The sequence below is a fragment of the Thalassotalea algicola genome (assembly GCF_012932965.1).
Classification (GTDB): domain Bacteria; phylum Pseudomonadota; class Gammaproteobacteria; order Enterobacterales; family Alteromonadaceae; genus Thalassotalea_F; species Thalassotalea_F algicola.
In genome coordinates this window covers 56,964-82,029 of record NZ_JABBXH010000005.1, presented here as the reverse complement: position 1 = coordinate 82,029, position 25,066 = coordinate 56,964, and the positions used below count along the sequence as shown (strand labels likewise).

The following is a 25,066-nucleotide window of genomic DNA, read 5'->3' as shown; positions in this document are numbered from 1 at the left end:
AAAGGTAAATGTTATGAATAATTGTGTCGTAGTCGGTGGTGGATTATGTGGCTTATTTTCAGCGATATTACTCGCAGATAAATGCCAAAAAGTAACGATTGTCGAGTCTGCAAAAAGTTGTGGCGGCTTATTAAAGTCAGTGAAAGATGATGCGGGTGTGGTTTACGATCAAGGCACACATATCCCTAACACCACAGGTATTGATGAAATTGATAATATTTTGTTTGGTCAGTCGTCAGAATTAGATAAACACTGGCACAAATTAGCCACATTAAAAACTGGCAGTTTTTTCAATGGTAAGTGGAACTTAGCTAATCAAAGTGTCGATATTCGTAACTTGCCTAAAGGCTTATATAATCAAGCGGTAGCTGAGTTAATGGCCAACGAACAAGAAAGTGATGCTGAAAACATCGTCGATTATTTGAGAGAAAGCTTAGGCGATACAATCACTGAGCAAGTAATCGCCCCTATCGTGCAAAAATTATACGGCAGTGATGTTGATGGCACCCAACTGCAGCGCAATTCATCAGTAAATTATTTTGGGCTGACCCGAGTATTAGCGTTAGGTGAAAAAAGCAGTAAAGCGCTGAAAGAAATACCAGTTTTCGATCAAAAGTTAAGTTATCACACAGCAAAAGACTATCAAGAAAAGCTTATTGAGTTAGGTGTAGTAGAGCCAAAATATTACTATCCTTTAGCGAAAGACAAAGGCATTGAGTATTGGGTAGAGCATCTAGTTTCGCAAGCTAAGGCTAAGGGTGTCGAGTTTATTACTGATGACTTTATCAATCACATAGAGCATAGCAATAATCGTATCAGCCAAGTAACCTTAGGCAAAAGCCAACAAACAATACCATGTGACTTTCTTTATTGGAGTGCCCCACCAGCGTTTGCATTAAAAGCAGCGGGTATGGAAAGTTCAATGTGCAAAGCTGATTTTAGAACGGCAAACATATTCTATTTTAACTTTGATCAGCCACTTAACGATCAAACTTCACATTTTTTATGGAATTGGCATGGTACTCATAAGTCTTTCCGTATTACGCTTTACCCCAACTTATTTAAAAATATAACAGATAATGCTAACAACATAAGTGTGGAAGTACTTTCATCACCAGATGAAGCTGAAAGCATTACCGCAGAAATGGTATTGCAAGAAGTGAAAGAAATGGCATTAGTACCAGAAAATACTAAAGTGATTAGCCAAATGAGACAGACTATCCACAACACCTTTCCTGTACCTACATTTGAATTTGCACAAGCTACAGTAGAAAACTATGAAAAGCTTACGAATAGCTTTGAAAACGTCATGGTTTCGGGTCGTTTTAGCGGTAAACAATGGTTCCATGCTGACGTACTAACCGCCGCATATCATGGCATCAATGAGAAATTTTCGAGCTAATATCTATGGCTGCTTTTGTATTTCATTGTCACGCTAATACACAGACTGGCTTAGGGCATCTAAGCCGATGTCTACAAATAGCCTTAGCAATCAAGACAGAAGCGCCTGAATCACAAATAACCTTCGTTGGTGATTATCATGATTTTGCTAAGCAATTGCTAAGCAGTTATCACTATGATCATCTACCAAAGTTTGTGAACAAAATGTTAGCTAATGCCAATTTAGTGCTTGATAACTACCACTTGAACCAAGCCGAAATAAATGAATTTCGTCAACAAGCTAAAGGGGTTATAAAAATCGATGACTTCGATGAGTTTGACTTATCAGCATTGGATTTAGTGGTAAACTTTCGATTAGGGTTTGATAATCATCCGTATAAAGCACAGGCTAGTGCCTTAGGAGTAAGCTATTACCCTTTTAAACAAGCACTAATAAATATTAGAGAAAGCAACCTAGCCAAAAAAGGCTATCAATTAAACAATATACTCGTATTTATTGGCGGTAGTGATAATTCTTCAGCTGGTGAGAAACTAATAAAACTTATCGACACTGCGGTACATGGAAAGAATATTTATTGGCTAACTAACGATAATCAACATTCAGATAACTACCTTTGCCAGCATAACGAACTCACCACTTTACCACTTACACCCGATATAGAAGCCTACTACCAACAGGCAGACTTTTTTATTAATGGTGGTGGTTTAGCAAAATATGAAGCTAGCTTTTGTGCAATTCCTAATGCCTGTATTTCGCAAAATCTTGGACAAAAACAAGATAGTGAAATATTTGCCAACTATGGTTTAAGCTATGATTTAGGACTCACAGAACAGTTAGAAAAAACACCTAAGCTGATTGCAAAGAAATTAGCAAATATTTTGAACTTGGCAGAGCATAATCAACTAATTGAGCAATCAAGGCAAACATTTACAAGCCAGTCTCCTAAGCGGCTGGCACAAGCAATATTAAAGGCGGCGAAATGACGTCATTTACTACTAAACAGAAAGAGTGGCAACAGCAAGTGGAAGCCGCTCAAGATTTAAAAGCGCAAGTAGGTCGACCAATCGATGAACAAACTTGGCAAGAGTTAGTAACAGATATAAAAGACAAGCTGCAATTAACAGTGCCAATAAACAGGCTGTTAGATTTAGGCTGCGGTAACGCACTAATTTTATCAGAATTAGCAAGCTATGCTAAAGAGCTATATGGTATTGATTATGCCGATGCCATGATTACACAAGCGAAAAAAGTACTACCAGATGCTCACTTTCAAACTGGTCAAGCTGATCATCTGCCGTTTAGCGACAAAACGTTTTCAAGGCTACTGTGTTACAGCATTTTCCATTACTTCCCTGATCAAACCTATGTAATTAAAGCTATTGAAGAAATGATCCGCGTCACAGAAAAAGGCGGCGTTATTTTGATCGGAGATTTACTCGACGCCGAATTTGAACAAGCAATAAAGTCTGGTAGTAATTTAGATTATGAACAAAAAATACCGCATATTCATCGCTATTCAGAGTGGACATTTTGCGACTTAGTTTTTTTACAAAATTACTTTAATGATAAAGTGAGTAAAATAGAAATACTCGAACAACCCGAGAGTTTTCCCCTTCGTCATTACCGTAAAGACTTAAGGATCACTTGTTAATGTCGGCAGAAATGCACTCACTCAGCCAAGAAATTGCCACTTTATGTCAGCGCGATTCGGCTCTAATGACGAGTTCAGGTAGTGCTGCATTGATAGCCGCATTAAAAGCTTTAGATATACCAAATGGTGCAGAAGTTATAATGCCAGCTATCTGTTGCCCTGCAGTATTGTTTGCTATTCAAATGGCAGGCTATTCACCAGTTTTGGCCGATGTGTCTTTAACAAACTTTTCCATGAACACGGCAGAAGTTAAAGCAGTAGTAACTAAACAATCAGCCGCTGTTGTTGCTGTGCATGGTTACGGTCATTATTGTGAAATTGACAAGCTAGTAGATTATTGTAAATCACAAGGTCTCTTGTTAATTGAGGATGCATGTTTGGCAATGGGTGGAAGCTTTAAAAATAAAGCACTAGGCAGCTTCGGAGATATTTCTATCGTTAGTTTTGGTTACGATAAAGTTATCGCCTGCCAATATGGCGGAGCCCTATTAACCAACAATGAAAAATTGAAAAAAAGAGCTCAAGAATTTTTAAATCAAAACGAATTTTTTCGCTACAACGATTCCCCTTCCTTACTAGGTCAATTAAAAAACGAACTGGACAAACTCGATGATTATATTGCGAAACGACAAGAACACGCCAAAACATGCCAAGAGAAATTAACAAACCCATCATTAGTTAAAGCTGAGTATAATAGTGATGTCCTATACTGGCGTTACCCTTTACTTATTCAAAGCGATCGCGATGAATTTATCGCGAAAGCTAAAAATAACGATATTTTAATTACTTGCCACTATAAATCACTACAATTACTCAAGACAGAAGGCTTTTTACCAAACGCTCAAAAAGTCAGTGAGCAAGTAATAAATATCTTTATACGACCAGAAACAGACCAAGAAAAAATGTTGGCCACCATCAACTTTATTAATGAGCATGCCTGATGATCAACGATTTAAAACAGCACTACAAAACATTATTAAAACAGCATGGTCCTAGTGTAGAAGCCGTGCAGCACGTCAGTACGGAATCTCAATTTAAACGCTTTGAAGTGTTAACCGGCATAGATACTAAATTAAATTCAATTATTGATATTGGTTGTGGCTTAGGTGATATGTATAGCTTTTTGCTTTCACAAGGCTATGAAGGTGAGTATTTAGGCTTAGACTTTGTAGAGGACTTTGTCACTTTAGCTAATGAAAAATTTGTTGACCACCCAAAAGCCAAATTTCAAGTGTTTGATATTAATAAGCAACGCGTGCCTTCAGGATATGACTACATTTTGTTAAGTGGCGTGTTTAACAATAAAACCGATGATAGCGAGCAGTTTTTATATAGCTGCTTACGCAAAATGTTTGCAGCATGTGAAAAAGGAGTAGGCTTTAATGCCATGTCAACCTATGTTGATTTCTTTGCAGAAGACCTTTACTACTCAAACCCATTAGAAGTGTTTGATTTTTGTAAAAAAGAGCTCACTTTGAACGTTACACTTAAGCATGACTACCTAGTAAAAGAAGGCTCGGTTCCTTATGAATACACAATATTCTTACACAAACAGCCAAACAAGGAATAATTCATGTTAGGTGCCATTATGCAGCCAACGTATTTACCTTGGTGTGGCTATTTTGATTTAATCGATAGTGTGGATATCTTTGTTTTTCTTGATGATGTAAAACTGGAAAAAAGCAGTTGGCAAACCCGTAATAGAGTAAAATCTGCTAACGGTGAAATTATGTTAACGGTGCCTGTGTCGACGCCTAAAGGCCGTATGGAGGCTAAGATAAATAAAACACCAATATCAAGCCATGCTCCATGGCGAAAAAAGCATTTAAAAACACTCGTTGCTTGCTATCAGAAAGCCCCTTTCTTTAAAGAGGTTTTTCCATTCTTAGAAGATTTGATTAATCAACCTGAAAGCCAACTGTCAAGCTTAAATACCAAGATAATCAAGGCAATTAGTCACCGTTTAGGTATTAACACCGAGTTTGTTTTATCGTCAGAATTGAATGAAATAAGCGGTGTTAAGGATGAGCGTTTAGTGAGTATTTGTCAGCAGCTTGGCATCAGCCATTATTTGTCGCCAGTTGGCTCAGCAGATTACTTAGAAAAAGAATCACCTGGCGGCGCCGTATCGAAAGCGGGTATCACGCTAAGCTATCAGAGCTTTACTCACCCAACATATACTCAGCTATATGGTGATTTCGACAGTCACTTAGCTGCAATTGATCTGCTTTTTAATTGTGGTTTTGAGCAGTCAATTAAATTAATACGATCAGGTAGCGATCGCGGTAAATTGATTAGTTAAGGAATTGAAATGGCACAATCCATCGACAGCGAACGATTTATTTTAAAAGAGTTAACACCTAAAGACGCTAGCCTAGTTTACCTATCATGGCTTAACAACCAAGATACGGCTAAGTACATTGAACACTGCCAGCAAGAATTAACTGAACTAGCAGATTATATTGAAATTAATTATCAAAACCCTAATTGCCTATTTTTAGGAATTTTCACTCAAGAGCAAAAACTGCACATTGGTAATATAAAATACGAGTCAATGAACAATCACCCTACCGTCGCTACGATGGGAATATTAATTGGTGATACCAATTGGCATGGAAAAGGTGTGGCAGGAGAAGTTTTGCAAGCAAGCTTTCCTCTTGTTAGAGAAAACTTAAAAGCTAACGTCATTAATCTAGGTGTTGAAAAGTCCAACATACCCGCTATTAAAGCGTATGAAAAAGTTGGTTTTAAAGTAAAAACTAACGGCTATTATCAATTTGATGATGATGCAATAGAGATGATAATAACGATATAAATTAACCATTAAAAATAACCATAAAAAAGAGCCTTTCGGCTCTTTTTTGTTTAATTAGTTATTCATCATCCGTTGCCATGTAGTCATACTCAAATGAGTAATCACTCAGTCTATCCCAGCGCTCTCGATAGTAATCTGGCGCTTTGCGTAAGAAATCAATCCAGATATTCAATGCATCTTGATAATACGGCATAACCTCTTCACTATCACCAAAGTTATATAGCGTTGCAATGAGTACTGAACACACATACCAAGCTTCACCTTGCAATAATAAGAACAGATGTGTGTATTTAGGCTCATTTTTAAATGAATTCAAATAGTTTAAATGTTGAAGGAGTGGCTTTATTGCTTCTTCGCGACAAGTTGTAGATTTATCAAGAATTGAAACCATCGTTTTACAGATATCTTCAAATTCATCAAAACCCAGAAACTCTGTTAAATCAAACTCTTGTTCTTGGTGACTGAAACAATTTTCTTTTACATAATCGATTACAGTTTTCTTTTCTAACTCTACTTCTGGTAGCAAAATATGTTGAGAACGAAGCGGAATACTACCTTCTAATTTAACCCCATTGCTGCAATTGTATACTGTTGTTCCTTGACCTTGTCCGGACATCAATAAGCGTTCAACTTGCTCTTTGCCAGTATACAAAAATGGTTCAGTGATAACCTTTTCTACGAAATTCCCTTCAACCTCGAACTCTTCACCCATTTTAATAGGCTCATACTTTTCCTTACCATCTTCTTCGTAATAGTAACTCGACGTTGAATGGTGCTTCTCTTTACTTATGTAACCTTTATCCAAGCCAAATAAATAAATATCTTTAAAGCCAAAATTACAAAAGAAACTTAACGCCGTATTACCAACCAATGGATTTGAATAACCTAATGTTGGGGTAACACCTCGTTTGGAGACGAATTCTGCTAATTGATAGATCATCGTGCCAGCTTCGTGACCTTTCATGCCAACCCCGGTCCATCCGAATAAATCAATAACCTCTGGATACATTACATTAAGCACCAGTAAATTAATTTTTTGCCGCTGAGAAGGTTTTATAAAAGCTTTTAAAAAGTCAGCTGTCGATTTAGTTCTTTCTAGCGCAACGTGAAAATCAGGAATAATCCCATGATTTAGCAATGCGGTTGTTGCAGAGTTACACGCAACAATAATCGCCTGCTCCTTTAACACTTTTAAGCGTTCGATATCGTCATCAAGCGACGGGCCATTCGCAACAATAAATACAGGCTGATTAGCATAATTCAAAGGTAAAGCATCACGCTTCATAGTGGTTATTGCAGGATTCTTTTCTGCGACAGCAACCGTGTGTGCAATACTCATTACAGCATCGTCAAAAAATCCCCAGCCCATAAAGAATTGGTGAAAGTTATGTTTAACTTCTTGAATCATTCTATCCATATCAACAGAAGGGTAGTGTTGATAAAAAAACGAGTTGATTACACTATAAGGCCCAACGTCTTGAACACGCTGATATAAAGTTTGATATATCTCTTCTTCAGAGTCGCCAATACATAAGTATAGAAACGCCTGAGACTCGTCTACCTCCTTTAAGTACCTAGCCCAATCAAAACAAAACAAGCTAGCGTAAAAATAGTCCTCGTTAGGCTCAAAAATCGTAATATACGAAGAGGTCGTTTTATTCTGAATTTCTTGCAGGTGATACCCTAGACCAACACCAAAAATCATCACACTTGGAATTTTGTCTGCGACTTTTCGATTCACAGATAATGATTGTCGAGTTTTATTATATTGACGTCCGACATCTACCATAAGATCACAATGGATAAATCCAGTTTCGTTTTGTATGTATTCCAAGTTGGAATAATTGTTATGGCTTAAAATAGGGTTTTCGAAATTATTCTGAACTTGTTGTTTCGCTTGTTCTATAGGTTGTTCACTATAAATAGGTACGCCTGTAGCATAATCAATTAAATTTCCAGAACCATCCTCATTGACCAACAATTGAAATTTTTCTGATGGTGTAAAGTGAACAAACTTTTCGTATATATCAGGGAAGTAATGCTTAAATGTCAAAATATTTTCTTCAAATCTAGCATTAGCTTCGTCTGCAAATTTACTTTCACGTTCAGCCTGCGCCTGCATTTTAGCTATTTGCTCTTCAGCACGCTGAATATCTTGATCTAATGGTTCCACAATTAACTACTCATAATTTATGTTAAGCACCTACATACTAACCTAAACTGTATGTAGGTGAATATCTATCAAATAATACCGTCAAGAATTAGACGTTTATAATAAACTTATCAATAATCGCGCCAGAACAATTTGATTTAAACTTGATTGTAAGCTTTTTTCATTTGCTTACCTTTGGAAAAGGCATTGAGCTCTTGTTCAACTTCAGACTTCACTTGCTGTAGAGCTATTGTTTGGGCTTCAAGAAATTGATGAATTTCTTGAAGTGAATTGAATTGTTCTTTAGAAATGGTTTCACTATTCGTAGAAAAAAATTCTCGTAAAGTTTTATCAAGTATAGCCATTTCACTTACTGCCTTGGCAAAATCTTCTTCCTTGATTGCAGCTTGGCATACTTGATAACTTTTAAGAATTTTTTCCATCGTTAACTAAATGGCATTAGCCATAGATTGTTTACGTTGAGTTTCAGCTTCTTGTCTAGCTTCTACAGGAATGCTGTCCCAACCTTCTTTAATTTCCTTAAACAACGAAGCTACTTCGTCAATCGCTATAGTGTCTTTATCAACTGATGCATCCGCCAATCTGCCTTGCATATATTCATACAGAGCATTCAAGTTATCACAAACCTCGCCACCAGCTTTAAAATCTAGACTACTACGCAGCGCGTCAATTATATTAGAAGCCTTTGATATTGCTTTGCTTTTATTCTCAAAGTCATTTCGAGCTAATGCCCCCTTTGCTAAAGCCAAACTGTCTAATACGCCGGCCATTAGCATTTGTGTGATGACATAAGGATCTGCACTAGCTAACTGAGTTTTCGTTGCTTCTTTCTGATAATGTCTTAAATTGATGTTCGCCATTATAATCCCCTATTAACTACTAGAGCTTGGTCTTGTAAAACCAGGCAGATTCGCCAGTTGCGCAGCTAAATAACTACTCTGTGACTGCATATTTGCAATTAATACATCCAGAGCAGAGTATTTCTCACGTAAGGTAACTTCAAGTTGTTCCATACGGTATGTATGATTCTCTCTATCGTTCTCTAATTGCTTTAAGTCTGCGTTTAACGCATCTTGCCTAAACTGAAATGCCCCATCACTTTCCAGGTAATTGTCTAATACACCGGCAAAGCTAGTGGCTATACCATCAGTTCCAGCAAATACCGCGCCAACATCATCGTAATTTTCAGAAAGCGCATCAGATAAACTTCTTACCAATGATGATTTTTCTAAATTACCTTCTTTGTTCAACCCCAAACCAACATCAAACAATGTTTCGTATCCGCCTGCACCAGTCACGGTATTGGATAAAGTCTGAATCAATTGATTTTTAAGGCCACGCATAGATGAGTCACCATTTAACGGCGCACCAATTTGCGTATGATAATCAATAGTTTGCATCACATTATTAAATGCAGTGATGAATTCCCCGATGGTTTCTTCTACGGAACCTTTATCTACATCAATCGATAAACGAGCAGTTTCATTATCAACACTTTCTTTTAGCACAGTTATCGTACTGTCTTGGATAGCATCTTTAAATGTATTGGATTCGCTGGAAATTGAAATACCATCAACTTCAATAATAGCATCTTGCGCTTGGTCTGCTACTGCAATCGCCAAACCACCTGTTCCAGGCCCTGTCGTCACTTCACCGAATTTATGCGTAGAGATATTATCAAGCTCAGCGTTATCATTACTGATAATTAAATCATTGCCAGTGCCAGTTTCATCAGAGGTAATGACTAACTTTGCTTCCGTACCTGTATTAATAATATTAACACTGACGCCAAAATTATCATTTGAGTCATTAATCGCTTGGCGTATTTCTTCTAGGGTTGCTCCAGCAGCAACATTTACTGAAAACGACTTTGCCCCCGCCTCAAATGTTAAGTTACCGCCAGTAGCACTAATAACATCTTCGGGAGCCGTGAAAAGCCCAGGACTAGAAACTGCCCTACTTCCTTGAGCAAGTTGCATGACTTCTATGTCAAAATCACCCGGTGTTGAGTCAGCTGAAGCCGAGACTGAGATTAAATCTCCTGAGGCGGGTTGAGTTACTGTTGAAGTTCTTTTATTGAAATTTTCAATATCAGCTAACTTTTCAATAGTGTCATCTAATGATGAAAGGCTGGATTTTATTGCGCCAATGGCAGAAAGTTCAAAGCTAAGTGTTTGTTCCTTTTCTTGAAATTTCTGTAACTTAGGTAAGTTTTCCGCGTCCAAGGTAGCTTGAATTATAGCTTCTAAATCTAAACCTGAACCAACACCTGCTGATGTAATTGTAGCCATACCTAGTTACCTTTAAAATGCTAAACAACAATAGCGATAGTGAACAAACTATCGCATATTAAGCTTTTTTATCAAACAACACTCCAGAATTTGACAAGTTAGTTGCCACGTCTTGCAATGATGTTGTCACCTCTTTCAAATATTTAGGAGGTATCTCTCGAATCGTTTCACCGTTACTTTGGTCAATTACTTTCACAATCGGTGGCTCATTTAGTTCATCAAATTCAAATACTAAACTAGTTTTCACCATTGGCATTTCTTTGTTAAGAAATTCGATCACTTCAGAAACTGACTTTTCCGATTCTTTATCTTGCTGCTCGTTAATTTGCTCTGCGGTCTGTTCTTCCATTTGCTTTTTCAATGAAGAAACAACCTCAACAGATTCAACAGACTTATTTAATTCCGTCTCTTTCTGTTCTTTAGCAATATTAGCGCCAACAGTGCTAGATAATGGTTCGACATTAGTTTTCGCTAATAAACCATTATCACGAATTTGGTCAATTGCCATATCGCCTCCTTCAACTTAGTGGTAAAGCAAATAGGCTAATAATTTAATATTAGCCTATTAAGGCAAACTTACTAACCTAATAAACTTAAAGCTAATTGAGGACGTTGGTTTGCTTGGCTTAGAATACTAGAGCTTGCTTGTTGCAAGATCTGATTTCTAGTTAATGCCGCTGTCTCTGCCGCAAAGTCAGCATCTCTGATACGAGATTTTGCTGCTGATAGATTTTCAGAAATATTCGATTGGTTACGAATCGTTGATTGGAATCGGTTTTGAACCGCACCTAATTCCGCACGCTTCTTATCAACAACAGCAATCAATGAATCCATACCAGCAAGAACGAACTGTGCATTATCTTGTGTCGATACACTAATTGTAGATGCCACGAAGCGACTGACAAAAGTACCGTCATTCTGAGTCGACGTGAAGTTGTTTGAGATACCTGCTGCTAATGTAGATAACGAATTACCTGTTACCGCACTTGCGATGCCAGCAATACCTGAAAGGGTAAAACCGCCATTTGCAGTCATACGATTGATTGCTGCAGTACCACCTACATCTTGCATACTAAAACCAATTACTTGGTTAGCATCAGCACCAACTTGGAAAGCTGCTTTGTATGTACCATCTAATAGGTTTTGACCACCGAAAGTTGTATCAGAAGCAACACGGTTAACTTCTTCTGCAAGCGCACGAATTTCTTCTTGAAGTGCTAAGCGATCTTCATCAGTATTTGAACCGTTAGATGCCTGTTGCGCCAAAGTTCTGACACGTTGGAACATTTGGGTAACTTCATCCATCGCACCTTCAGCAGTTTGCGCCAAAGAAATACCGTCATTTGCATTTCGGTTACCTTGATTTAAACCATTGATCTGACTACCAAGACGGTTTGCAATCTGCATACCCGCTGCATCGTCAGACGCACTATTGATACGTAGACCTGACGACAATCTTTTGAATGAGTTGTCTAACGCACTACCAGAGTTATTTAACTGACGCTGAGCATTTAGTGAACTCACATTAGTATTTACATATAAAGCCATACAGCCTCCACTTATATTTTTAATCGAATAACACTTTAATTACCCCTAATTAAGTGAAATCCGAGCGAGAAATGTTCTCTAACAATTGATATCGACAATACTTGAGAAAACTTAAGACTTTTTTAAAATTATTTTAAATTAATTTGTTACCCATTGATTTTAAACAATTTATAAATTTAACAACCGTAAGTATAAAATGGAATTTTTGCTGTATGAGGAAAAAGGGAAGACTAAGTCTTCCCTTTTATTTTGAGTCGAGAGTATGACTCGGTATAATAAACAAACAACAGCACTCTTTCATCCGTAAAAGTTGGCACACAATATGCTTATTAAAATTACGCGAATGTGAGAGAGGTTCGCGATTAATGATGTAAAATTGTTTATAGCCTCCACGCTTTCAACAAAACACCATTAATATATAGCGCCCTTACCGAATTACCCCATACGATAAGGGCGCGTCTCTACCCATTATTCATTACTTAATTCTCACTAGCAATATTATTGCTCTAAGTAAAAGACTAATAACCGGCAGATTTTTACCTATAACGGCAATCCTTGCCGCACTGGTGAACTCTAATACACATCATCCTAATAGGCTTAACGCAGTTTGAGGCCTTTGATTCGCTTGGCTCAAAATTGTTTGACTTGCCTGCTGCAATATCTGACTTTTTGTCAATACAGCAGTTTCACTTGCAAAGTCTGTATCTTTTATCCTCGACCTTGCTGCTGACAAATTTTCAGCAGTGTTGGCCTGATTTCTAATCGTCGCTTCAAATCTATTTTGTATTGCACCCAACTCTGCACGCTTTTTATCTACAACAGCAATTAGTGAATCCATACCCGCCAAGGTAAGTTGCGCGTTTGTAATTGAGGAAACTGAAATTGCACTCGCTCGAAAATGTACATTAAACTGATCTGCTGCTAATGCCGCATTTTCTAGATCAGATACACCTTCAGCTAATGTGCTCAATCTTGCCCCGACTACTGCACTAGCAATAGTTGCAATACCTGACAACGTAAAACCACCATTTGCCGTTAAACGATTAATAGCGGCGGTTGCACCTACTTGTTGCATATTAAAACTGATCACTTGATTTGCATCAGCCCCAATATGAATAACAGAACGATATGTACCATCAAGCAAATTTTCTCCACCAAAAGTGGTATCTTTGGCAATACGGTTTACTTCTTCCATTAATGCACGAACCTCTTCTTGCACCGCTAGTCGATCTTCACCTGTATTTGCCCCATTTGCTGCCTGTTGTGCTAACGTCCTTACCCTTTGAAACATTAGGGTAACTTCATCCATTGCACCTTCAACTGTTTGGGCCAAGGAAATACCATCATTTGCATTCCGGTTTCCCTGTTGTAGTCCTAAAATTTGGGACTGTAATCTGTCTGTTATTTGTAGTCCTGCAGCATCATCGGCAGCTGAATTAATTCTAAGCCCTGTAGATAATCGCTCAAATGATGTATCCAGTGCGCTGCTTATGTTACTGATTTGACGTTGTGCATTTAAAGCGCTGATATTGGTATTAATAAATAAAGCCATATCAACATCTCTCTGCTTGGTAGAAAAAGTGCTTAGAATCTACCTTTGTGTTTCTGGTTTTCATCATTTCTTGAATACATTTGACACAATGTAGTCATTACCCCGAAATGATGTCGCCTCCACGCGTTGCCGTCTTACGGCAGAGAGTTAACATTTGTTGCGTTAGTTAAACTATCGCTAATACTCTTTTCAAAAGTATGTTCGAATAAAACAGTTAGTGACCAATTTGGTCACTAACTAATTCGAGAGATTAGCCTAATAAACTTAACGCTGCTTGAGGACGCTGATTTGCTTGACTCAAAATTGTTTGACTTGCTTGTTGCAAGATTTGATTTCGAGTTAATGCTGCAGTTTCTGCTGCAAAGTCAGCATCTTTAATGCGCGATTTTGCTGCTGATAAGTTTTCTGAAATATTCGATTGGTTACGAATAGTTGATTGGAAGCGATTTTGAATAGCACCTAACTCTGCTCGTTTCTTATCTACAACAGCAATCAATGAATCAACACCGGCCAAAATAAACTGAGCATTATCTTGAGTTGATACACTAATAGTCGACATTACGAAGCGACTAGCAAAAGTACCGTCTGTTGCAATTGATGTTAATGCACCAGAGATACCTACTGATAAGTCTGATAAGGCATTACCTGTTACAGCACTCGCGATACCAGCAATACCTGATAACGTAAAACCGCCATTCGCTGTCATACGATTAATCGCTGCCGTACTACCTACATCTTGCATACTGAAACCAATAACTTGGTTTGCGTCTGCACCTACCTGGAAACTTGCCTTGTAAGTTCCATCAAGTAAGTTTTGTCCGCCGAACGTTGTATCTGAAGCTACACGGTTTACTTCTTCTGCTAATGCTCTAATTTCTTCTTGAAGAGCTAAACGATCTTCATCAGTATTTGAACCATTTGCAGCTTGTTGTGCTAGCGTTCTAACACGCTGAAACATTTGGGTAACTTCATCCATTGCACCTTCAGCCGTTTGCGCCAAAGAAATACCGTCATTTGCATTTCGGTTACCTTGGTTAAGCCCCATAATTTGAGACTGTAAACGGTCTGAAATTTGAAGGCCAGCAGCATCGTCCGCCGCACTATTAATGCGTAAGCCAGAAGATAGACGCTTAAATGAAGTGTCTAGTGAATTCCCTGAGTTCATTAACTGTCTTTGTGCATTTAATGAACTCACATTGGTATTTACATATAAAGCCATAACTATACTCTCTTTACTCTATTGAACGTTAAGCTAGTGCTTTTAACTTCTAGCTCGCGTCGGGTCTCTCACCCCCCGACAAACACCTTATCGGCCGTTCATTTTTTTCCTTTAGTAGTATTTGAGTATTTTTTTATTTATTTTTAAAAACTTTATATTTTTCAATAAAAAAGGCACTAAAAGATAAACTTTTAATGCCTTTATATCTATTTTTAAATAGAACGAATATTCGTTAGCCCTGTAGTAAGCTTAACGCTGCTTGTGGTCGTTGGTTCGCTTGACCCAAGATTGTCTGTGAGGCTTGTTGTAAAATTTGATTTCGAGTTAATGCCGCCGTTTCCGCTGCAAAGTCAGCATCTTTAATACGAGACTTCGCTGCCGATAAGTTTTCAGAAATATTGGCTTGGTTTCGAATCGTTGATTGGAATCGATTTTGTACCGCACCTAACTCCGCACGTTTTTTATCTACAACAGCGATTAGCGCGTCAACACCTGCTAAAACAAACTGTGCATTATCCTGGGTAGAAACACTGATACTAGAAGCAACAAAACGACTAGCAAATGTTCCATCTGTCGCAATAGATGTTAATGCGCCAGATATACCTACTGACAAGTCAGATAGAGCATTGCCCGTTACGGCACTCGCGATACCGGCAATTCCTGATAACGTAAAACCACCATTTGCAGTCAAACTGTTAATCGCCGCGGTTGCACCGACGTTTTCCATACTAAAACCAATAACTTGGTTAGCATCTGCACCTACTTGGAAAACCGCTGAATAAGTACCATCTAACAGGTTTTGCCCACCAAATGTAGTATCTGATGCCACGCGGTTAATTTCTTCCGCTAACGCCACAATTTCTTGTTGAAGTGCTAATCGATCGTCACCAGTATTCGAACCATTTGCTGCTTGTTGCGCTAGCGTACGAATACGTTGAAACATTGATGTCATTTCATCCATCGCGCCTTCTGCTGTTTGCGCTAGAGAAATACCATCATTAGCATTTCGGTTTCCTTGGTTTAAACCCAATATTTGAGATTGCAAACGGTCTGAAATTTGAAGACCCGCTGCATCGTCTGCTGCACTGTTAATACGTAAACCTGACGATAATCGCTTGAATGACGTATCTAATGCATTACCTGAACTACTCAGCTGTCGTTGTGCATTTAATGCACTAATATTACTGTTTACGTATAAAGGCATAACCAACCTCTCTCTGTTTATATTTTGACACTAAAATCAAAGCATCATGCGTGCCAATAATTCTAAATAAAATTAAATAAGCTTAAATTTTGTACTTTAACGTATGTTTGCTGTGCTGCTTGAAGCGCGACTTTGGCTTGTTCAAACTCAGTAACTGCCGCCGCATAGTCTAAATCTTCGATAGAAGATCTGCCTTGTTCCATCAATAGTTCATTATCTTGATGATAAGTGGACTGAGTTTGCAGCAATTGCAAGTTAATGCCGGCATCACCTTGCCGCGTTGAAATATGGTTAAGTGAAGCATTTATTTGACTTAATATATGGCCATATTCAGTTTTGTGTTTTTCAGTACCATTAGCAGGGCTCTTTACATTCACCCAATCAATCGCCTCTTTGATCGTTTGGAAAATACTGATATTCGGCTCAGGATTAAGTGTTACCTGATCGCCTACATTAGGAATACCTTCTAATGAAACCTCCATTCCAGGAAAGCCATATGTTTGGCCAGGAACGTATGGGTCAAAAGTGACAGTTGTTGCCACACCATCAGTAATAGTAAGCTCAAGATTGCCGTCCGTATCAACATCGGTGAAATCTAGAGTGTAAGGTGCATTATCGACATAAACTCCTCGATCAGAGATGACAGCCTTATTGACCGAAGCACCGCTAGTGTTTGTATTATAAGTAGCTGAAAAATCCCCTAACCTATTTTCTACTTTCTCGAACGCATCATCACCTGGTTGATTTAATGGCACAGCTACACTACGAGAAATTTTTAGTTCTCTAACGCCATTATCCCCCATATAATTCACTGAATTATCTGGTTGTAATTCAAAAGGTTTCACATCAATTTGATAACCAGAAAAAACATAGCCACCTGTTTCATCTTTGGCATTGGCAATATCTAACATTTGTTCAAGGTTTTGCATTAATTGTTCAGATAACGCATCTCTATCGTCATCAGACATTGCACCATTATTTGCTTGAATAAATGTTGTTTTAATTTGATTTAGCACATTTTGCGCTGAAGAAAATTGTACTTCGGATAAAGAATTTCTATTAGTTGCTTGAGTAATATTCCTACGGTAAAGCTCAATCGATTGAAGCTCGTCTTTATAACCGATCAAGGTGCCATATTGAACACCATTATCCTTTGCCGTAAGCACTTTCTTTCCAGTAGCTAAATAAGCTGATTGATCATTAAGCTTCGACTCATTAGTCGTCATATGCTTAGTGCTTTGTAAAAACATCTGCGCTGTTGAAACTCTCATAATTTACTCCTAACGCGCCGAATTTAATAAGGTGTCAAAAATAGTACTGGCAATTGAGATTATTTTTGAAGATGCTTGATAAGCTTGCTGGAACTTAAGTAAATTCGCGGCCTCTTCATCGAGGTTTACACCTTTGACCTCTTGATTCCGATTAAATGATTGTGTGAAAAGCGCATCTGCAGTATCAGCTACTAATTTTGCTGAATGGGCATTGGTGCCTACCGTTGCAGTGCTTATTGCTAGATTTTGGTTAAACGTTTCTCGACCATTGTTTAATAAACCTTCATCTTTGGTATTAGCCATATCAAAAGCATTGCTACCATTACCGAGGCCAAATGCATCAACTATATCGAATACTTCAGGACCATTTGTTGCAATACCCGACGGTGTTCCTGTGATTTCTACATCAAAAACACCACCGATGTTAATAGTTTGTGCCGGGGGGGTATATGCAGCGGTAGTGATAAGTGCGTTCGTGTTGTCATAAACATCATAGGTAAAAACGTTTGCAGGGTTTTCTAACACTTCGATGCGCATCGGCATTAAAGCTCTTGCTGCTGCAGGGTTAGTGACATTTGTCACTTCAATTTTCCCAGCGCTAATATTATCGTCTGAAGGTGAAATCTCTACTGCAGAACTTGCTGCTATTCCTTCACCGTTAGTCATGACTTGTTGCATTAATGCCGCACTATTCTCGCCCGGACGAACTAGAAACTTGTCGCCTGCAAGAGGAGCACCGCCACTTTCAACGAAATCAAAGCCAAAACCTGTAGCAAATGGGCCACCACCAGGTGCACCTAATGCTGAAGTTACGCCAGTATTCAAATTGGTTAATTGATAATTCGCACCATCAAATTCAATTTCAAACTCATCGCTAGAAAGCTGGCCAAGTGCTGTAGGGTCAATATGAATTTCTCCATTCTGACCACCGGTATTACCTGCATGTTTTTGAATTCGACTTGTGACTAATGTTGGGGAGTTAACATCATTGAATATGTCTGCGCCTTGCACGCCATTCAAGTCAAGGCCTTGCGCCTGAACTTCATTAATTGTGATTGCTATCGCTGTAGAGATGCGATCAATATCGGCTCGTGCTTGTTTTAAGTCAACATCTCGATATTCAAATTTAGCTCCTAGCTCTCCTCCCATCGTTCTCTCATCAATAGCAAGGCGCGTTGTTCCATTAACTAATTCAAGTTGGGTTTGTGCGGGATCTGGATCGCCAGACTTTACTTCTACAGAAAGGGTCGTTGCGCCAGCGACTAAAGTCGTGCCACCGCCAATCATAACGGTCATTACACCATGTTGATCTTCTATCGCATTTACTTTTGTATACTTACTTAAGTCTGCGATTAACTTTTCTCTAGAATCGAGTAAATCATTTGGCTGACCAGAGCCATCAAAACTCTTGTTTTGCAATATTTGATCATTTATACGAGCAAGCTCTCTACCAATTTCGGTAATCTGAACGGCAATTTGCTCTATCTCTCCGTTCACAGACTTTTCCAATTGATCAAACTGACTACTAATGGAGTTGAAGTTACTTGCCACAATTCCCGCTTGGCTTAGTGCCATATTGCGCAAGCCCAAATTGCTAGGATCATCAGCTATTGCATTAACCGATACATAGAACTGTTCAATACTTGAGTTTATCGACTCACCGGAACTACTGATAATATTATTTAGTTGGTCAAGGCTGAGGTGCATGCCGTCGGCATAGCCAAGATTGGTTTGATTAAGCATCTGCTCTTTTTGAGCAAATTCGTCATAAATTCGACGGATGTCGGTAATATAGGAGCCAGAGCCAAGATAATTATCGCCATTATACAACCCTATTTGTGGGCTCTGCTCTGCTCGCTGTCGGCTGTAACCTTCAGTATTAACATTGGCAATATTATGGCCTGTTGTTGCCAACTGTTGTTGAGCAGACAAAATGCCACTAACTCCAGTATTATACAAATTAACAGACATGCTCTACACTCCTCGGCTACCGAGGGTGTACCATTCGATAGCGAATTAATTACTTAATAAATTGGTGACGGTTTTTAAAGTACCCATTATCTTTTCAGCGTACTTAGGATCCGTCGCATAACCAGCTTTCTGTAATCCTTGCAGGAAGTGTTCCACATTTTCAGGTTTAGTAAGTGCTTCTTGATATCTTTCGCCTGAAGATAAGAAGTTTACATAGTCATTTACACTGTCTTTTATTGAGTCGTACACACGGAATGGCTCACGTTTTTTAACCATTGCTCCTTGTTCATATTCAAGCGTATCTTTATTAATGCTATCGCCGGCCCAGCGACGATCAGCCTTGATATTGAATAAATTATTAGAGCTTTTACCATTATTAGTTTTAATGACTTTTTGGCCCCAACCAGTCTCTAATGCAGCTTGTGCAATAACTACTTCAAAAGGGATACCAAGCTGCTTTTGTACTGTTTTCGCAGGCTCTTGCAAAGCAGTAACAAAGTCCTTAGGGGCTTTAAATGTGATCTCAGATTCTTTAGTCTGAGAGTTAAGCAGCACAGAGTTATCATTAACTTGTCGATTATTTGACGGCCCTTGCAAGAACTTTTCTGCAAACTGTTCAATTTTAAACGCTTTTGGCGCCTGTTGCTCGGTTCTTAAAACTGAACTTGGAGTGAAATTTCCATCACCACCACCAAGTTGTCTCTCGATTAACTCGGCTAAACCAAGTGAACCATTGGCAGACATTTCTACCGCCAACTGCTGATCATGCATATCACGATAAAATTTAGTCGACTGAGAATTAAATGGACTGTCCGATTCCAGTACTTCTTCTGCTTTACGCATGCTCTTTAACAGCATTTGCATAAAAATAGATTCAAACTGCTGAGCCGCTTCTTTCAACGCCGCTTTTTTGGATGCCTGATCAGTCTCATTCGCCTGCTGACGAATATTATTCAGGCTATTTAAATCAAAAAAGTTACGAGCTTCAGCTAGTTTATTATCCACGTCATCACCTTAATTAAATAATAATTAACTCACCGCGTAGCGCCCCTGCTTGTTCTAGCGCTTCTAAAATCGCCATCACATCACCAGGACCAGCTCCTACCTCATTTATTGCTCTTACCAAGGTATCTAAGCTAACACCTGGGTTGAAAACGAACATTCTAGAGTCATCTTTATTTACATCAATAATCGAATTATCTGTGACTTCTGTTTCACCATCGGCGAATGCATCAGGTTGCGAGACTTCTTGTTGTTCGTTAATCGTAACCGTAATACCACCATGGGTAATTGCCGCGGCTAGTAGCCTTACATCAGCGCCAATGACAATCGTGCCAGTACGAGAATTAACGATAACTTTAGCTGCTGGAGAGTCAGGTTCGAATTCAAGGTTTTCAATCATTGACAGAAAACTCACTCTATCAGCCGCATCTCTAGGTGCAGTGACTTTAATTGATGTAGCATCTACTGCTCTAGCAGTACCAGCTATAAAATCGTTGATGGTATCAGACATTCTTTTTGCCGTAGTAAAGTCTGAATTGCGCAAATTTAGTGTAATGTGATCGCCTGACATAAAAGGAGATTTCACCTCCCTCTCCACGGTAGCGCCGTTTGCAATACGACCAACAGTAGGGGTATTTATAACAATCTTTGAACCGTCTAACCCTTCCGCACCTAATCCACTTACAACTAAGCTACCTTGAGCTACAGCATAGGCATTTCCATCAATGCCCATTAAAATGGTTTGCAGCAATGTACCGCCTCGTAGGCTTTGCGCACTGCCCATAGATGATATAGTAATGTCTATTTTTTGCCCTGGCTTAGCAAATGCTGGTAAATCAGCATGAACAGCTACTGCAGCTACGTTCTTAATCTTGGGCTTTAAGTTCGCAGGCATGCTAATACCAAAGTTACTTAGCATGGTTTTGAAGCTTTGCTCTGTAAATGGGCTTTGCTCGCCTGTACCTGGTAAACCAACAACTAAACCATAGCCGATTAATTGATTAGAACGCACACCTTGCACATCAGCCAGATCTTTAATTCGTTGACTATGAGCTGACTGTATAGACAACAATACAACGCTTGTTAATACGACACTGCAAATTTTAATGAATTTATTCATATTAACCTCCTAATTCTTTTAAGAGCCTACAAAGGCCACCATTTACCACTAAAAAACTTAGACAGCCAGCCTTGTTCATTAACATCAGCAAACGTACCTGTACCTGCATATTGAATGCGAGCATTTGCCACTTTATGCGAGGTAATTGTATTTTCTGAAGAAATATCTTTAGAACGTATAATGCCGGTCAAACGAATGTATTCGTCGCCATTATTAAGCGTCATCCATTTCTCGCCACGGATCATTAAATTGCCATTTGGTAAAACTCTTAAGACATGAACCGAAATATTACCGCTTAAACTATTACCTTGATTAGCTTTCGAGTCGCCTTTGAAGTTGCTACTCTGATTAAGGCCGAACTGAATGGCATCGCCTTTAAAGTTAATTGGTACACCACCAAACCCTGTAATTGGATCTAGCGTTGCGTCATTTTCTTTTTTCAGCTCTGTTTTCGCATTTTTTTGTGCTTGAGTGCTTTCACTCAAAATAACCGAGATGATATCGCCAACACGGTGCGCCTTAGAGTCAGAATAGATATTGTTTACATAGTTAACTTTAAACAATGAACCGGTTGGTACCACTTCTTCTTCTTCTGGCTCAGGCAAAATAGGGGCAAAATCAGGATCATCAGGTAAAATTCTTGCCTGCTCTACGCTGGCACAACCAGATAACAGTACCAATGTGACAATTGCAATAAGGTGTTTCATCTTCAACTCCTTAAACCACTATAACTGCTGATTGATATAACTAAGCATTTGATCAACAGCAGAAATGACTTTCGAATTCATTTCATATACCCGCTGACTTTCGATTAGGTTTACTAACTCTTCCGTGGTATTTACGTTAGAAGTCTCTAATGCACCTTGTACTAACATGCCATAACCTTCTAGGCCGGGAACACCTTCTGTTGGCGCCCCACTTACCGCTGTTTCAGTAAATAAGTTTTGGCCAATTGGCTCTAACCCTGTTGGGTTGATAAAATTAACGGTGTTAATTTGCCCAACTACTGCCGGCTCTGGCTGACCTTGCAACGTAACTGAAACTTCGCCATCTTGAGATACATTTATCGATAACGCATCTTCGGGAATGGTTATTTGTGGTTGCATTAAATAACCTGCGCCAGGTGTTACCACGTTACCCTCTTCGTCCATGGTAAATTGGCCATTGCGCGTATAAGCAGACGTACCGTCAGGCATTAGAATTTCAAAAAAACCTTCCCCTTGAATCATTAAATCAAGTGAATTGTCAGTCGTAATCATATCGCCTTGGCTATGAATTTTTTGTGTTGCAACAACCTTAGCGCCTGCACCTAACATTAAACCTGAAGGCAATTCAGTGTCTTGTGCACTTCGGCCCCCCGGTTGATTAATAGTTTGGTAAAGCAAATCTTCAAAAACTGCTCGGCTCTTTTTAAAGCCAACCGTGCTAGCATTCGCTAGGTTATTCGAAATAACAGCAATATCCTTTGTTTGCGCATCTAAGCCAGTTTTACTAATCCATAATGCTGGGTTCATACATCACCTCGTTTAAATTATGTTAGAAAGCACGCAATAACGAAGAACTTGCTGAATCAATTTCTTCTGCTGTTTTCATAAGTTTTAATTGCATTTCAAATTGACGCTGCAGTGCAATCATATCTGTCATTTCGTTCACAGGGTTTACATTACTTGATTCAAGCATGCCACTTCGCAACTCTACGGCGATATCTGCCGGCTCTACTGCACCATCTTTGCGACGAAACAGCCCATCATTACCTTTTTCAATTAACCGAACATCAGGGTTAACCATTTTAATGCGAGCCACTTCTTCTTGGGCATTTGCCGGTGCGCCTTCTGGCTGAACCATAATTGTGCCGTCATTAGAGATAGTGATGTTATTTACCGGAAGTGGTAAAAATACAGGGCCAACGTCACCCATCACTAAATCACCATTGGATGTTTCTAGCGCTCCAGCTTCGGTTAGTTTCAAGTGGCCCGCTCTTGTATAAGCTTCGGAGCCATCTTCAGTTTGCACAGCAAACCAACCATCTCCTTGAACAGCAATATCTAAATCTCGACCAGTCGTATGCATAGCACCGCCGTCAAAGTTTTGGCTTGCTCTTTCAGTCAATGAAAATACACGTGATGGTAAACCTTCACCGAAGGCTTGCATCGTTCTTGCCTGTGCTAAATCAGCCTTAAAGCCAGTTGTTTTGGCATTCGCTAAGTTATTTGCATTCACTGATAAGGCATGCATATTTTGTTTAGCACCGCTCATCGCGATATAAAGCATCTTATCCATAATGAATTCCAATAATTGTTCGTAGTTTATTAGATAAATGCAATTTAAATGCCAAATGTTCTTTTATATTCTTAGGAAAGAAATTCGGTAGGATTAAAAAAGCCCTAACAGCGTCAATGGCTATTAGGGCTTGGGAACACTAGCTAGATAATAGTGTTTGATTTCAGTTTAAATTAACGAATTTGTAATATCGTTTGGTTTAACTGGTTATCAACTTCCAATGAACGAGAGTTTGCTTGGAAGTTTCGTTGCGCTGAAATTAGGTCGATTAGCTCAGATGTCAGGTTTACATTTGATTGCTCTAAAGCAGATGAATTAATCGTACCAAAAGTACCGGAACCAGCTTCACCAGCAAGCGCTTCCCCTGAAACTAAACTTTCTTTCCACGAGGTACCACCAACCTGAGTTAAACCTTGATTATTAGCGAAATTTACCAAAGCAATTCGAGAAAGAGGTTCTGACGTTCCGTTACTGTACGTTGCACGAACAAGGCCATCAGCATCGATATCTAAGCCAGTTAGTCGACCGACAGCTAAGCCATCTTGCTCTAACGCAGTAACTTCAAAGCCAGAAGCAAACTGTGTTGGTTCATTTGGATTAGGGCCTAAAGTATCTAAATTAAAATCTACAGTAACTGTTTGAGCTGGATCTGCGCCATTAGTCAATATACCAGCACCTAATGCTACAGACTCTATAGTGCCAGGATATTGGCCAACAAAATCACCACCGCTAGAGAAAGCTAATCGAACGGCTGACAAGTTACCCGCAGCAAGCGGCGGAGCAGAAGGTAACGCCGGAGCGGCTGCAGGAGGGGCGTAGGAACCGATACCCACACCAGCAGTACCCGTAGGTTGTAAATCTACTCTATTGCCATCAACGGCTGTATACATATCCCACTCATTAGCGGCTGCCTTCCTAAAGTAGTAAGTCATAATATGACTATCGCCTAGTGAATCGAATACTGTAACTGATGTTGAATGGTCAAACGTTAACGGATCCGTTGGATCAAATGGCGTTAATGGATCAATGATTGGATTACCTGCAGGTAAATTCATTCGAATATCAACCTCAGCCGTTTGCTGTGGTGCACCAGATGCAGTTGGTATACGAATAGGTATAGCGGTGCTGAGTGCTACAGAAGATGACGAACCATCAGGGTTAACTGGAAAACCTAATAAGTGTCCACCATTAGAGTTCACGACAAAATTATCAGCGTTTAGCTTAAATTCGCCTGCTCGTGTATAAGATTTCTCTAAACTATCAATTTCAGGGATAGTGGCAAAAAAACCATTACCTGTAATTGCTAAATCAAGTGCATTATTAGTAAATTTAATACTACCTTGTGCAAATTGCTGAGCTACGTCAGCCGTTAATACACCATCACCTACTTTAGTTTTGCCACCTGCAAGTAACGATGCAGCGTATACATCAACAAATTCAGCTCTTGATTCCTTAAAGCCTGTTGTATTAACGTTAGCGATATTATTCGACGTAACGTCCAAATCTTTCTGGGCTGCATTTAAGCCACTTAATGAAATATTAAAAGACATATTTTACCTCTTCATAC

At 39.0% G+C, this 25,066-nt stretch carries 24 protein-coding genes; 7 read left to right on the top strand and 17 right to left on the bottom strand.

Going from position 1 to position 25,066, the window contains the following annotated elements; all coding sequences use genetic code 11:
- Positions 1-13 precede the first annotated feature (13 nt).
- From HII17_RS15190 to HII17_RS15160, 7 genes are read left to right on the top strand one after another with little or no spacing between them, the layout of a single operon-like run.
- Positions 14-1,402: an NAD(P)/FAD-dependent oxidoreductase gene (locus HII17_RS15190; protein ID WP_169076221.1), complete on the top strand. Its 1,389-nt coding sequence runs from the start codon at positions 14-16 to the stop codon at positions 1,400-1,402.
- 5 nt (positions 1,403-1,407) lie between these two features.
- On the top strand, positions 1,408-2,385 hold the full coding sequence (locus HII17_RS15185; protein WP_169076220.1) for a hypothetical protein: 978 nt from the start codon (positions 1,408-1,410) through the stop codon (positions 2,383-2,385).
- Entirely contained in the window at positions 2,382-3,053 is a 672-nt protein-coding gene (locus HII17_RS15180; RefSeq protein ID WP_169076219.1) for a class I SAM-dependent methyltransferase, read from the top strand. Before HII17_RS15185 ends, HII17_RS15180 begins: the two co-directional genes overlap by 4 nt.
- Positions 3,053-3,994: a DegT/DnrJ/EryC1/StrS family aminotransferase gene (locus tag HII17_RS15175; protein ID WP_328824551.1), complete on the top strand. Its 942-nt coding sequence runs from the start codon at positions 3,053-3,055 to the stop codon at positions 3,992-3,994. Before HII17_RS15180 ends, HII17_RS15175 begins: the two co-directional genes overlap by 1 nt.
- Positions 3,994-4,623, top strand: a complete 630-nt coding sequence (locus HII17_RS15170) for a class I SAM-dependent methyltransferase (protein ID WP_211185380.1) — start codon at positions 3,994-3,996, stop codon at positions 4,621-4,623. Before HII17_RS15175 ends, HII17_RS15170 begins: the two co-directional genes overlap by 1 nt.
- A gap of 3 nt (positions 4,624-4,626) precedes the next feature.
- Positions 4,627-5,355 (top strand): WbqC family protein, encoded by a 729-nt coding sequence (locus HII17_RS15165; protein ID WP_169076218.1) that lies wholly within the window; start codon positions 4,627-4,629, stop codon positions 5,353-5,355.
- Positions 5,356-5,364: 9 nt separating this feature from the next.
- Positions 5,365-5,868 carry a GNAT family N-acetyltransferase gene (locus HII17_RS15160; RefSeq protein ID WP_169076217.1) on the top strand — a complete coding sequence of 168 codons (504 nt, stop codon included), beginning with the start codon at positions 5,365-5,367 and terminating at the stop codon, positions 5,866-5,868.
- Between the two features lie 58 nt (positions 5,869-5,926).
- On the opposite strand, the gene HII17_RS15155 is transcribed toward HII17_RS15160, so the two are convergent.
- From HII17_RS15155 to flgE, 17 genes are all read right to left on the bottom strand, one after another.
- On the bottom strand, positions 5,927-8,041 hold the full coding sequence (locus HII17_RS15155) for a motility associated factor glycosyltransferase family protein (RefSeq protein ID WP_169076216.1): 2,115 nt from the start codon (positions 8,039-8,041) through the stop codon (positions 5,927-5,929).
- A gap of 137 nt (positions 8,042-8,178) precedes the next feature.
- Positions 8,179-8,463, bottom strand: a complete 285-nt coding sequence (locus tag HII17_RS15150) for a hypothetical protein (RefSeq protein ID WP_169076215.1) — start codon at positions 8,461-8,463, stop codon at positions 8,179-8,181.
- A gap of 6 nt (positions 8,464-8,469) precedes the next feature.
- A complete protein-coding gene (gene fliS / locus HII17_RS15145; RefSeq protein WP_169076214.1) occupies positions 8,470-8,901 on the bottom strand; it encodes a flagellar export chaperone FliS in 432 nt (143 codons plus the stop codon).
- 12 nt (positions 8,902-8,913) lie between these two features.
- Positions 8,914-10,332 (bottom strand): flagellar filament capping protein FliD, encoded by a 1,419-nt coding sequence (gene fliD / locus HII17_RS15140; protein WP_169076213.1) that lies wholly within the window; start codon positions 10,330-10,332, stop codon positions 8,914-8,916.
- A gap of 58 nt (positions 10,333-10,390) precedes the next feature.
- Entirely contained in the window at positions 10,391-10,840 is a 450-nt protein-coding gene (locus HII17_RS15135; protein ID WP_169076212.1) for a flagellar protein FlaG, read from the bottom strand.
- Positions 10,841-10,911: 71 nt separating this feature from the next.
- The gene (locus HII17_RS15130) at positions 10,912-11,880 is read right to left on the bottom strand and encodes a flagellin N-terminal helical domain-containing protein (protein ID WP_169076211.1); all 969 of its coding nucleotides are present in this window, start codon (positions 11,878-11,880) and stop codon (positions 10,912-10,914) included.
- A gap of 583 nt (positions 11,881-12,463) precedes the next feature.
- Entirely contained in the window at positions 12,464-13,432 is a 969-nt protein-coding gene (locus HII17_RS15125) for a flagellin N-terminal helical domain-containing protein (RefSeq protein WP_169076210.1), read from the bottom strand.
- Positions 13,433-13,682: 250 nt separating this feature from the next.
- Positions 13,683-14,651 carry a flagellin N-terminal helical domain-containing protein gene (locus tag HII17_RS15120; protein WP_169076209.1) on the bottom strand — a complete coding sequence of 323 codons (969 nt, stop codon included), beginning with the start codon at positions 14,649-14,651 and terminating at the stop codon, positions 13,683-13,685.
- A gap of 232 nt (positions 14,652-14,883) precedes the next feature.
- Positions 14,884-15,855, bottom strand: coding sequence for a flagellin N-terminal helical domain-containing protein (locus tag HII17_RS15115; RefSeq protein WP_169076208.1), 972 nt, complete (start codon positions 15,853-15,855; stop codon positions 14,884-14,886).
- Positions 15,856-15,917: 62 nt separating this feature from the next.
- Positions 15,918-17,126 carry a flagellar hook-associated protein FlgL gene (flgL, locus tag HII17_RS15110; protein ID WP_169076207.1) on the bottom strand — a complete coding sequence of 403 codons (1,209 nt, stop codon included), beginning with the start codon at positions 17,124-17,126 and terminating at the stop codon, positions 15,918-15,920.
- A gap of 9 nt (positions 17,127-17,135) precedes the next feature.
- Positions 17,136-19,097, bottom strand: coding sequence for a flagellar hook-associated protein FlgK (gene flgK / locus HII17_RS15105; RefSeq protein WP_169076206.1), 1,962 nt, complete (start codon positions 19,095-19,097; stop codon positions 17,136-17,138).
- Between the two features lie 45 nt (positions 19,098-19,142).
- The gene (flgJ, locus tag HII17_RS15100) at positions 19,143-20,102 is read right to left on the bottom strand and encodes a flagellar assembly peptidoglycan hydrolase FlgJ (RefSeq protein ID WP_169076205.1); all 960 of its coding nucleotides are present in this window, start codon (positions 20,100-20,102) and stop codon (positions 19,143-19,145) included.
- 13 nt (positions 20,103-20,115) lie between these two features.
- Entirely contained in the window at positions 20,116-21,219 is a 1,104-nt protein-coding gene (locus HII17_RS15095) for a flagellar basal body P-ring protein FlgI (RefSeq protein ID WP_169076204.1), read from the bottom strand.
- A gap of 26 nt (positions 21,220-21,245) precedes the next feature.
- Positions 21,246-21,926, bottom strand: a complete 681-nt coding sequence (gene flgH, locus HII17_RS15090; RefSeq protein WP_211185379.1) for a flagellar basal body L-ring protein FlgH — start codon at positions 21,924-21,926, stop codon at positions 21,246-21,248.
- Between the two features lie 18 nt (positions 21,927-21,944).
- On the bottom strand, positions 21,945-22,733 hold the full coding sequence (gene flgG / locus HII17_RS15085; protein WP_169076202.1) for a flagellar basal-body rod protein FlgG: 789 nt from the start codon (positions 22,731-22,733) through the stop codon (positions 21,945-21,947).
- Between the two features lie 22 nt (positions 22,734-22,755).
- Positions 22,756-23,499 carry a flagellar basal-body rod protein FlgF gene (gene flgF / locus HII17_RS15080; RefSeq protein WP_169076201.1) on the bottom strand — a complete coding sequence of 248 codons (744 nt, stop codon included), beginning with the start codon at positions 23,497-23,499 and terminating at the stop codon, positions 22,756-22,758.
- 173 nt (positions 23,500-23,672) lie between these two features.
- Positions 23,673-25,049 (bottom strand): flagellar hook protein FlgE, encoded by a 1,377-nt coding sequence (gene flgE / locus HII17_RS15075; RefSeq protein WP_169076200.1) that lies wholly within the window; start codon positions 25,047-25,049, stop codon positions 23,673-23,675.
- Positions 25,050-25,066 lie beyond the last annotated feature (17 nt).

Excerpts from the sequence above, each read along its gene's own strand:
- HII17_RS15190 (WP_169076221.1), top strand. The coding sequence starts at position 14 with ATGAATAATTGTGTCGTAGTCGGTGGTGGATTATGTGGCTTATTTTCA.
- HII17_RS15185 (WP_169076220.1), top strand. The coding sequence starts at position 1,408 with ATGGCTGCTTTTGTATTTCATTGTCACGCTAATACACAGACTGGCTTA.
- HII17_RS15180 (WP_169076219.1), top strand. The coding sequence starts at position 2,382 with ATGACGTCATTTACTACTAAACAGAAAGAGTGGCAACAGCAAGTGGAA.
- HII17_RS15175 (WP_328824551.1), top strand. The coding sequence starts at position 3,053 with ATGTCGGCAGAAATGCACTCACTCAGCCAAGAAATTGCCACTTTATGT.
- HII17_RS15170 (WP_211185380.1), top strand. The coding sequence starts at position 3,994 with ATGATCAACGATTTAAAACAGCACTACAAAACATTATTAAAACAGCAT.
- HII17_RS15165 (WP_169076218.1), top strand. The coding sequence starts at position 4,627 with ATGTTAGGTGCCATTATGCAGCCAACGTATTTACCTTGGTGTGGCTAT.
- HII17_RS15160 (WP_169076217.1), top strand. The coding sequence starts at position 5,365 with ATGGCACAATCCATCGACAGCGAACGATTTATTTTAAAAGAGTTAACA.
- HII17_RS15150 (WP_169076215.1), bottom strand. The coding sequence starts at position 8,463 with ATGGAAAAAATTCTTAAAAGTTATCAAGTATGCCAAGCTGCAATCAAG.
- fliS (WP_169076214.1), bottom strand. The coding sequence starts at position 8,901 with ATGGCGAACATCAATTTAAGACATTATCAGAAAGAAGCAACGAAAACT.
- fliD (WP_169076213.1), bottom strand. The coding sequence starts at position 10,332 with ATGGCTACAATTACATCAGCAGGTGTTGGTTCAGGTTTAGATTTAGAA.
- HII17_RS15135 (WP_169076212.1), bottom strand. The coding sequence starts at position 10,840 with ATGGCAATTGACCAAATTCGTGATAATGGTTTATTAGCGAAAACTAAT.
- HII17_RS15130 (WP_169076211.1), bottom strand. The coding sequence starts at position 11,880 with ATGGCTTTATATGTAAATACTAATGTGAGTTCACTAAATGCTCAGCGT.
- HII17_RS15125 (WP_169076210.1), bottom strand. The coding sequence starts at position 13,432 with ATGGCTTTATTTATTAATACCAATATCAGCGCTTTAAATGCACAACGT.
- HII17_RS15120 (WP_169076209.1), bottom strand. The coding sequence starts at position 14,651 with ATGGCTTTATATGTAAATACCAATGTGAGTTCATTAAATGCACAAAGA.
- HII17_RS15115 (WP_169076208.1), bottom strand. The coding sequence starts at position 15,855 with ATGCCTTTATACGTAAACAGTAATATTAGTGCATTAAATGCACAACGA.
- flgL (WP_169076207.1), bottom strand. The coding sequence starts at position 17,126 with ATGAGAGTTTCAACAGCGCAGATGTTTTTACAAAGCACTAAGCATATG.
- flgK (WP_169076206.1), bottom strand. The coding sequence starts at position 19,097 with ATGTCTGTTAATTTGTATAATACTGGAGTTAGTGGCATTTTGTCTGCT.
- HII17_RS15095 (WP_169076204.1), bottom strand. The coding sequence starts at position 21,219 with ATGAATAAATTCATTAAAATTTGCAGTGTCGTATTAACAAGCGTTGTA.
- flgH (WP_211185379.1), bottom strand. The coding sequence starts at position 21,926 with ATGAAACACCTTATTGCAATTGTCACATTGGTACTGTTATCTGGTTGT.
- flgG (WP_169076202.1), bottom strand. The coding sequence starts at position 22,733 with ATGAACCCAGCATTATGGATTAGTAAAACTGGCTTAGATGCGCAAACA.
- flgF (WP_169076201.1), bottom strand. The coding sequence starts at position 23,499 with ATGGATAAGATGCTTTATATCGCGATGAGCGGTGCTAAACAAAATATG.
- flgE (WP_169076200.1), bottom strand. The coding sequence starts at position 25,049 with ATGTCTTTTAATATTTCATTAAGTGGCTTAAATGCAGCCCAGAAAGAT.